This window comes from Microbacterium sp. (genome assembly GCF_031178525.1).
Lineage (GTDB): Bacteria > Actinomycetota > Actinomycetes > Actinomycetales > Microbacteriaceae > Microbacterium.
Genome location: NZ_JAPSJA010000102.1, coordinates 1 through 8976 on the forward strand (window position 1 = coordinate 1; position 8976 = coordinate 8976).

10 protein-coding genes and 1 tRNA gene are annotated in these 8976 nt (G+C 72.6%); 5 read left to right on the forward strand and 6 right to left on the reverse strand.

Features of this window, described 5'->3' with window-relative positions; all coding sequences use genetic code 11:
- The 5 genes from RIF89_RS08190 to RIF89_RS08210 all read right to left on the reverse strand — a co-directional run.
- The coding region (locus RIF89_RS08190) for a M20/M25/M40 family metallo-hydrolase (protein WP_309068632.1) at positions 1-620 on the reverse strand (620 nt) is incomplete at its 3' end.
- A 76-nt stretch (positions 621-696) separates the two neighbouring features.
- Positions 697-781: transfer RNA gene (locus RIF89_RS08195), tRNA-Leu, on the reverse strand.
- A gap of 210 nt (positions 782-991) precedes the next feature.
- Positions 992-2065 carry a VIT1/CCC1 family protein gene (locus RIF89_RS08200; protein ID WP_309068633.1) on the reverse strand — a complete coding sequence of 358 codons (1074 nt, stop codon included), beginning with the start codon at positions 2063-2065 and terminating at the stop codon, positions 992-994.
- A gap of 68 nt (positions 2066-2133) precedes the next feature.
- Complete coding sequence (locus tag RIF89_RS08205) at positions 2134-2628, reverse strand: hypothetical protein (RefSeq protein WP_309068634.1); 495 nt, start codon at positions 2626-2628, stop codon at positions 2134-2136.
- Positions 2629-2635: 7 nt separating this feature from the next.
- On the reverse strand, positions 2636-4387 hold the full coding sequence (locus RIF89_RS08210; RefSeq protein WP_309068635.1) for a DEAD/DEAH box helicase: 1752 nt from the start codon (positions 4385-4387) through the stop codon (positions 2636-2638).
- Positions 4388-4527: 140 nt separating this feature from the next.
- On the opposite strand from RIF89_RS08210, the gene RIF89_RS08215 reads away from it, so the two are divergent.
- Complete coding sequence (locus RIF89_RS08215; RefSeq protein ID WP_309068636.1) at positions 4528-5343, forward strand: SGNH/GDSL hydrolase family protein; 816 nt, start codon at positions 4528-4530, stop codon at positions 5341-5343.
- A gap of 12 nt (positions 5344-5355) precedes the next feature.
- On the opposite strand, the gene RIF89_RS08220 is transcribed toward RIF89_RS08215, so the two are convergent.
- Positions 5356-6171 carry an RNA methyltransferase gene (locus RIF89_RS08220; RefSeq protein ID WP_309068637.1) on the reverse strand — a complete coding sequence of 272 codons (816 nt, stop codon included), beginning with the start codon at positions 6169-6171 and terminating at the stop codon, positions 5356-5358.
- Positions 6172-6198: 27 nt separating this feature from the next.
- Here RIF89_RS08220 and RIF89_RS08225 point away from each other — a divergent pair, with 27 nt between their 5' ends.
- The 4 genes from RIF89_RS08225 to RIF89_RS08240 form a co-directional block, all read left to right on the forward strand.
- Positions 6199-7047 (forward strand): Sir2 family NAD-dependent protein deacetylase, encoded by an 849-nt coding sequence (locus tag RIF89_RS08225; RefSeq protein WP_309068638.1) that lies wholly within the window; start codon positions 6199-6201, stop codon positions 7045-7047.
- A 47-nt stretch (positions 7048-7094) separates the two neighbouring features.
- Positions 7095-7673 (forward strand): histidine phosphatase family protein, encoded by a 579-nt coding sequence (locus RIF89_RS08230; RefSeq protein WP_309068639.1) that lies wholly within the window; start codon positions 7095-7097, stop codon positions 7671-7673.
- A gap of 21 nt (positions 7674-7694) precedes the next feature.
- Positions 7695-8720 (forward strand): DNA topoisomerase IB, encoded by a 1026-nt coding sequence (locus RIF89_RS08235; RefSeq protein WP_309068640.1) that lies wholly within the window; start codon positions 7695-7697, stop codon positions 8718-8720.
- Positions 8721-8833: 113 nt separating this feature from the next.
- Positions 8834-8976 (forward strand): AsnC family transcriptional regulator (locus RIF89_RS08240; protein WP_309068641.1); only part of this gene is annotated, 143 nt, incomplete at its 3' end.

The following is an 8976-nucleotide window of genomic DNA, read 5'->3' on the forward strand; positions in this document are numbered from 1 at the left end:
CCTCGGGCGACCAGCGTGACCCACATCAGCGCCTTCTCCCCCACCTGCAGGAGGTACGCGCTGCGGTCGCCGACCGGGATGGAATAGCCGCCGACCTCGCTGATGGCCTCCGTCGCGCCCGTGAACCAGTCCGGACGGTCGCGCACGACGAGCTGGGATCCCTCGACGCCGCCGTTCTCCTCGTCCGCGAAGAACGCCAGCACGAGGTCGCGCTCGGGCTGCTCGCCGGTGCGCAGCAGCTCCCCCACCGCGCCGAGGATCATGGCGTCCATGTTCTTCATGTCGACCGCGCCCCGGCCCCACAGCATGCCGTCGCGGATCTCTCCGGCGAACGGGTCCACCGACCAGTCGTCCGCGACCGCGGGAACGACGTCGAGGTGCCCGTGCAGCACGAGCGCGGGCTTGTCGCGGTTGCGGCCGGGCACGCGTGCCGCGACGTTCGTGCGGCGCTCGATGGGCTCGTAGTACTGCGGCTCGAGGCCGAGGCCCTCGAGGTGCGCGCCGACGTACTCGGCGGCCTCGCGCTCGCCCTTCGCGCGCCCGCCGCCCCAGTTCGTGGTGTCGATCCGGATCAGGTCTCGCGCGATCCGGGCGACCTCGGGCAGCTCAGGCGACGACATGCGTTCAAACCTAACCCGCGCGCATCCTCCGCCGGGAACGACGAAGGCCCCGGATCTCTCCGGGGCCTTCGAGCTGTGCGCGAGGGGGGACTTGAACCCCCACGCCCTATACGGGCACTAGCACCTCAAGCTAGCGCGTCTACCTATTCCGCCACCCGCGCAACCAGGTGCCCGACCTTGCGACCGGGGCTGTGGCCGCTTTCACGACCGAGGAGAAACATTACCACGCGCACAACCGCCCGGCGAATCGTGGCAGCGGCCGGGCGCGTCCGTCGGGTGGCCCGTCCGAGCACCATCCACGCCGCGGGCAGGCGTCATCGCGCGCGCCCGCTCGCGTCGCCGCCGTCTCGTCGCGGCCGGGGGCCGCCGGCTCAGCCGAGCGTCACGCCGAAGGCGAGGCCGAGGACGTACGTGACCGCCGCGGCGCCGTAGCCGATCGCGAGCTGGCGCAGCGCGCGCTTCAGCGGTGAGGCGCCCGAGAGCAGGCCGACCGTCGCGCCCGTGGCGAGCAGGGCGATGCCGACGAGGATCAGCGCGACGATGACGGCCGTCGCGCCCGTGAGCCCGAGAAGCCACGGCAGCACGGGGATGACCGCGCCGCTCGCGAAGAACAGGAAGCTCGATCCGGCGGCGCGCCAGGCGCCGCCGACCACCTCGTGCAGGTCGATGGCCCCCGTGCGCACGGGCACGCGGCCCGCGTGCGCCTCGGCGATGGCCTTGCGGGCGCGGGCGCCGGCCTCCTCCTCCGCCATGCCGCGTGCCCGATAGACGAGCGCGAGCTCGTTCGAGTCGATGTCGAGGTCGGGCAGCGCTCCGTCGCCGTAGGTCCCGGGCTCGGTCGCATCCAGCAGCTCGCGCTGCGACCGCACGGACACGAACTCGCCCGCCCCCATCGAGAGCGCACCCGCCAGCAGACCGGCGACGCCGCTGAACAGCACGACCTGAGGCGCGACACCGGTCGCTCCGATGCCGAGCACGAGCGCGAGGTTCGACACGAGTCCGTCGTTCGCGCCGAACACAGCGGCGCGGAACGTGCCGGACAGTCGGCGTCGGCCACGCGCGGCGAGACCCCGCACCACCTCGTGGTGCACCTTCTCGTCTGCGCGCATCGCGGGTGTCGCGAACCGTTCCGCGTCGTAGGGCGACCGCGCCTCGGCCTGCTGGGCCAGTGCGAGCACGAAGATCGTGCCGAACCGGCCGGCCATCCATCCGAGCATCCGCGTGCGCAGGCTCGCGCGGGGCATCCGCGGGGGCTCGCCTCCGAGCAGCGCGAGCCAATGCGCCTCGTGGCGCCCCTCGGCGAGCGCGAGCTGCTCCAGGATCGCGCGCGTCTCGCCCTCCTTGGTCGCGGCGAGCCGCCGATAGACGTTCGCCTCGGCCCGTTCGTCGGCGAGGTACTGCGCCCACCGGCGACGATCGGCGGACGTGGCTGCGGGCGCGCTCAAGAGACCTCCAGGGAGGGAAGGAAGAAGGGATGCTTCCACGCTAGCCAGCCGTCGGCCGCGAGCCCGCCTCAGCGATCGGGATTGGCAGGATTTCGGATTCCCGAAGAGCCGCGCTCCAGAGCCCGACGCAGCCCGCGCTCCCCCATCCGCATCACCGTCGCGTGCGCCGCGGCGAACACAGGTCGCAGCGCCGGGCTGAGCAGCCGCATCCAGGCGCGCTGCACGGTGACGTCCCACAGGATGCCGATCTCGGTGCCCTCGTCGGATCGGCGCAACCGGATCGCGCCGCGCCCCGCGAGATCGCCCGTGCTGTCGGCGTCGAGCCGCACGCCCGGATCCAGCGCGGTGATCCGCAGCGTGCAGCGCAGCCGATAGCCGAGCGGTGCACGCACGGCGAGGCCGACGGACGCGCCGGGCGTCAGCGCCCGGGCGGGACGCTCGATCCGCACACCGGGCCACCAGGCGCGGCCCGCCCCGGTGACGGTGCGCTCGATCTCGCGCCAGCAGCGGTCGGGCGACGCCGGCACGACCCATCTGCTCTCGAACGAGTAGTCGGCGCTCACGGTCGATTCAGGACCGCACGCGCTTGCGCAGCACGTCGATGCGCGCCTGCAGCTGGGCGACCGTCGCCTTGGACACCTCGGGTCCGCCGCAGCGGCGGCGGAGATCGGCGTGGATCATGCCGTGCGGCTCGCCGGTCTGGCGCGCATACACCCCGACGAGGCTGTTGAGCAGCTGGCGCTGCTCGCGAAGGGTGCGGTGAAGCGGCTGCGGCAGCGTCGTGACCGGCTCGTCGCCCAGCTCGGATTCGCGGGCCTCGCGGGCCTGACGGTGCCGGGACTGCCGTGCGACGCGCTGCATGAGCAGCTCGTGCACGTGCTCGGGCTCGAGCAGTCCGGGAAGGCCGATGAACTCCTGCTCCTCGTCCGTGCCGGGCACGGCGAGCTGGCCGAACTCCTTGCCGTCGAACACGACGCGATCGAAGTGCGCGACAGAGCCGAGCGCCTCGAAGGAGCCCTCCTCCGTCAGGGCATCGGAGGCCTTCTCCTCGCGCTCGGCGGCCTCCAGCAGCGCGTCGTCGAGGCCGTCCTCGTCCTTCTCCCCGCGGTCGAGCACGTGGTCGCGCTGACGCTCCATCTCGTTCGCGAGTGCCATCAGCGTCGGCACGTGCGGCAGGAACACGCTGGCGGCCTCGCCGCGACGCCGCGCGCGCACGAAGCGTCCGATCGCCTGCGCGAAGAACAGCGGAGTGGAAGACGACGTCGCGTACACGCCGACGGCGAGGCGCGGCACGTCGACACCCTCCGACACCATGCGCACCGCGACCATCCAGCGATCCGTGCTCTCCGAGAAGCGCTCGATGCGCTTCGAGGCCTCGGTGTCGTCCGACAGCACGATGGTCGCGCGCTGGCCCGTGATCGAGTGCAGCAGCTTCGCGTACGCGCGCGCGGCGGTCTGATCGGTCGCGAGCACGAGGCCGCCGGCATCCGGCACGTGCTGGCGGATCTCCGTCAGGCGCGCGTCGGCCGATTTCAGCACGGCGGACATCCACTCGCCCTGCGGGTCGAGCGCGGTGCGCCAGGCCTGCGACGTGATGTCCTTGATGTTGTCCTGGCCGAGGTGCGCCTCGAGCTCGTCGCCGGCTCGCGTGCGCCACTTCATGTGACCCGAGTACACGTGGAAGAGCACGGGCCGGACGACGCCGTCGGCCAGCGCGCGGCCGTAGCCGTACGCGTAGTCGGTGACCGACGTGCGCAGACCCTGTGCGTCGGGCGCGTACTCCACGAACGGGATCGGGGCGTCGTCACTGCGGAAGGGCGTGCCGCTCAGCAGCAGGCGGCGCCGGGCGGGGCCGTACGCCTCGCGCAGGGCGTCGCCCCAGCTCAGCGCCTCGCCGCCGTGGTGCACCTCGTCGAGGATCACGAGGGTGCGACCGCCCTCGGTCAGCGCGCGATGCACGGCTGCCTTCACCGCGACCTGCGCGTACGTCACCACGACACCGTGATACTGACGCGAGAACGTCGTGTGGTGGTTGCGGAAGGCCGGATCGAGGCGGATGTGCGCACGCGCCGCCGCATCCGCCCACTGCGTCTTCAGATGCTCGGTCGGCGCGACCACGATGATCCTGTCGACCTCGCGCGTGCGCAGCAGCTCGCCCGCGAGCGTCAGGGCGAACGTGGTCTTTCCGGCGCCCGGCGTGGCCGCCACGAGGAAGTCGCGCTTGCCCGCTTCGAAGTAGGCGTCGAGCGCCTCCTGCTGCCAGGCACGCAGCTTGCCGGCGGTGCCCCAGGGCGCTCTCTGCGGGTAGGACGGTGACAGCATGGGGTTCCAGGGTAACGGCCCCTGCCGACGTTCCGCCGGGCCCTCGCGCGTGCACCGTGCGGCGTAGTCTGCTGAGCGTCCCGCTCCCGTCCGATCCCGCCCCCGTCCCCCCTGCTCGCGCTCCCACCCCAGGAGGATCCATGTCCGACGACGCCGTCCGCAGCCCGTTCGTGGCGAACGAGCAGCCGCACCCCTGGCGCCGGTTCGTCGCGATCGGCGACTCGTTCACGGAGGGGATCGGCGACCCCGAGCCCGGCTCGCCCGGCGGACACCGCGGCTGGGCCGACCGCGTGGCCGAGGTGCTGTCCCGGCAGGTCGCGGACTTCGCGTACGCCAACCTCGCCGTGCGCGGGCGCCTGATCGGGAGGATCGTCGACGAGCAGGTCGAGCCGGCCATGGCGCTCAAGCCCGACCTCGTGACCTTCTGCGCGGGCGGCAACGACGTGATCCGGCCGGGCGGCGATCCGGACGACGTCGCGGCGCTGTTCGAGAGCGCGGTCGAGCGGCTGAGCAGCGAGGGCGCGACCGTCGTGATCTTCACGGGCATCGACACCCGGTTCACGCCCGTGTTCCGTCCGCTGCGCGGCCGCATCGCGATCTACAACGAGAACCTGCGCGCGATCGCCGACAGGTACGACTGCATCGTCGCCGATCAGTGGGCGCTCAAGTCGATCCAGGACATGCGGTTCTTCGACGACGACCGGCTGCACATGAACCCGCTCGGCCACCACGAGGTCGCGCGCATGGTGCTGAGAGCGCTGAACGTGCCCAACGACCTGCAGCCGATGAAGCCCGATCCGCTGCCGACGTCGACGTGGCGCGAGGCGCGCGCACACGACCTGGTGTGGGCGCGCACGCACCTCGTGCCGTGGGTGCTGCGCCGCCTGCGCCATCAGTCCTCGGGCGACAACGTCACGGCCAAGCGCCCCGAGGCCTCCCCGCTGCGAGGAAGGTAGCCGCTCGCCCGATCAGCCGCGCCGGCCGCGGCTCACGGCCCACAGCGCGACGGCGCTGGCGGACGCGACGTTGAGCGAGTCGACGCCGCCCGCCATCGGGATGGTCACGACCGAGTCGGCCGCCGCCAGTGCGCGTCGCGACAGCCCGTCGCCTTCGGCGCCCATCAGCAGCGCCACCCGCTGGGGCGGGTCCGCGGCGAAGTCGTCGAGGGAGACGGCGTCGTCCGCGAGCGCGAGCGCGGCGACGTGGAACCCCGCGTCGTGCAGCTGTTCGCGCGCCTCGGGCCATTCGGGCAGGCGCGTCCACGGCACCTGGAACACCGTCCCCATGCTCACGCGCACGCTGCGCCGGTAGAGCGGATCCGCGCAGCGCGGCGTCACGAGGACGGCGTCCGCTCCGAGGCCCGCCGCCGCGCGGAACGCCGCCCCGACGTTCGTGTGGTCGACGATGTCCTCCAGGATCACCGCGAGCCGGGCGCCCGCCAGGACGTCGGCGACCGCCGGCGGCTCCGGCCGGTGCATCGCGGCGAGCACGCCCCGGTGCACGGCGTAGCCCGTGACGCCCTCGGCGACCTCGGGCGGGACGACGTACACGGGCAGGTCCGCGTGACCGGCGAGCACCTCCGCGAGTTCGGGCAGCCAGCGCTCCTGCGTCAGCACGGAGCGCGGCCGGTGACCGGCGGCCAGGGCCCTCGCGAGCACCTTCGCCGACTCTGCCATGTACAGGCCGCCCTCGGGCTCGAGGACGCGCCGCAGCGCGACGTCGGTCAGGTCGCGGTAGTCCGCGAGCCGCGGGTCGCCCGGATCGTCGATGGGAAGCGTCTGCACGTAACAAGCATTGCCTAGACTCTCTGCGTGCCCGTGCCCCACCTCGACGACCACACGACCGCGGCTCTCGGCCGCGCGATCGAGGCGCTCGCGGGCCGACGGGTCGCCGTGCTGACCGGGGCCGGGGTGTCGACCGACTCGGGGATCCCCGACTATCGCGGCCAGGGAGCCCCGCGCCGCACGCCGATGACCGCGCAGACGTTCCTGAGCGACGAGGCCGCGCGCCGCCGGTACTGGGTCGGGTCGCATCTCGGCTGGCGGGCGTTCACGGCCGCCGCGCCGAACGCCGGGCACGAGGCGCTCGCCGCCCTCGAGCGCGACGGGATCGCCACGGGCGTCATCACGCAGAACGTCGACGGACTGCACCTGCGCGCCGGCAGCCACCGCGTGGTCGAACTGCACGGCACGATGCGCCGTGTGTTCTGCACGCACTGCGGCCAGGTGTTCGACCGTCGGGACATCGCCGCCCGGCTCGAGCAGGCGAACCCCTGGATCACCGTGCCGGAGAACGTCAGTCTCGGTCCGGATGGCGATGTCCTGCCCGAGTCGGCCGAGGACTTCGTGATCCCGGAGTGCACGGTGTGCGGCGGGATGCTCAAGCCCGACGTGGTCTTCTTCGGCGAGTTCATCCCTGCCGAGAAGTTCCGCGAGGCCGAGCAGCTGCTGTACAGCAGCGAGGCCCTGCTGATCGCCGGATCGTCGCTGGCCGTGAACTCCGGGATCCGCTTCGTCGAGCGGGCGCGTCGGCGCAAGATGCCCGTCGTGATCGTCAATCGCGGCGAGACGCGCGCCGACAATCGCGCGACGGTGCGCGTCGAGGCCGGCACCACCGAGGTGCTCGGCGAACTCGCTCGCGCCCTTCCCGCCGCCCGCTGACCGCCGGCGCCGAGCCGCGCCTCAGGAACACCCCATACGATCGAGAGGTGACTCTCCTCGCGCTCGTCCGCCACGGCCAGACCGACTGGAACTTCGAGCTGCGGATCCAGGGCCGCACCGACATCCCCCTCAACGAGACGGGCCGCGCGCAGGCCCTGCTCGCAGCAGAGACGCTCCGTGACGGCGGATGGACGCGCATCGCGTCCAGCACGCTGCAGCGTGCGAAGGAGACGGCGCAGATCATCGCCGATGCACTCGGACTCGACGCCCCTGACACCTATGAGGGACTCGTCGAGCGTGACTACGGCGTCGGCGAGGGCACGCTCGTCGCGGACTTCCACGAGCGCTACCCGACGGGCGAGGCCCCCGGCAGCGAGCCGGTGCAGGATCTCGCGGAACGCGCGCTGCAGGCGCTGGGCGACGTGGCGGCCGACGCGGACGGCCGGCCGACGATCGTGGTGGCGCATGGCGGCGTGATCCGCGCCCTCCTGCGGATCGCCACGGATGGCGCGCTGCCGCGCCCGGGCGAGCGCGTCGAGAACGCGTCCGTGACGGTGTTCCGCTTCACGGCCGACGGACTCGCGCTCGAGTCGGCGTCGCTCGTGAGCCCGGAGGCCGGGGCGTAACAGCCCCGGACCGGTCCCGCCATGGTGCGCCTGCGACGCTCCTCCCCCGCCCAGCCGGGCTGGACGCGCCGCGCCACCGGGCGCGGCTTCGCATACCGGGACGAGACCGGCGGCCGCCTTGCCGCGGAGGACGTCGAGCGCATCCGGTCGCTCGCGATCCCGCCCGCGTGGAAGGACGTGTGGATCTGTCCCTATCCGAACGGGCACTTGCAGGCCGTCGGAACGGATGACGCCGGCCGCCGTCAGTACCTCTATCACCCGGAGTGGCGAACGCGTCGCGACGCCGCCAAGTTCGACCGTGTGCTGGACTTCGGTCGCGCGCTCGGCGCGGCGCGGGAGCGTGTGCGTGACGATCTGGCGCTCGACGGCATGCCGCTCGAGCGGGCGTGCGCGCTCGCGGTGCGACTGCTCGATCTCGGCTGCTTCCGGATCGGGAACGACGTGTACGCCGACACGAACGGAAGCTTCGGACTGACGACGCTGCGGCGCGACCACGTCACACGACACGGTCGTGCGCTCGTGTTCGCGTTCACGGGCAAGTCGGGCGTGGACCACCGGATCGAGATCGAGGACGAGCCCGTCACCGCCGCGGTCGAGACACTGCGGCGCCGGCGCGACGAGGCCGAGACGCTGCTCGCCTGCCGCAACGGCACGTGGCGCACGCTGACGTCCGCCATGGTGAACGAGTACGTGCGCGAGATCACGGGCATGGACGCGACCGCGAAGGACTTCCGCACGTGGCACGCGACCGTGCTGGCCGCCGCGGAGATCGCCGCAGGCGCCGACGAGCTCGAGCGCGCCGGCCGCGGCGGCGTCACGCGTCGTCGTCGCGTGGTGACCGACGCGATGCGCGAGGTGGCCGACTTCCTCGGCAACACGCCCACACTGGCGCGCACGTCGTACGTGGATCCGCGCGTGGTGTCCGCGTTCGAGGAGGGCCGCACGATCGCTCGCACGGTGCGCCGCTCGTTCGATTCGTTCGATGAGCGCCAGCTCGCTCTCGAGCGCGCCACACGCCGGCTCATCCGCGAGACCGACGACGCCTGATCGGAACGCCCACGGCCGGTCCGGGGACTTCGGGCCACCCCGCGCAATCGATCCGATAACGAGTGAGCAGGATGCGCAAAGGCGCCTCCGCCATCCTGCTAATGTCTCGCACTATGGCTTCCCTGGATCACGTCGACCTCGAGCTGCTTGCCGCGCTCAGCGAGGACCCGCGCGCCACGGTCGTGGCACTCGCGGAGCGTCTGCGCCTGTCGCGCAACACCGTTCAGGCCCGCATGGCGCGCCTCGACAAGGCCGG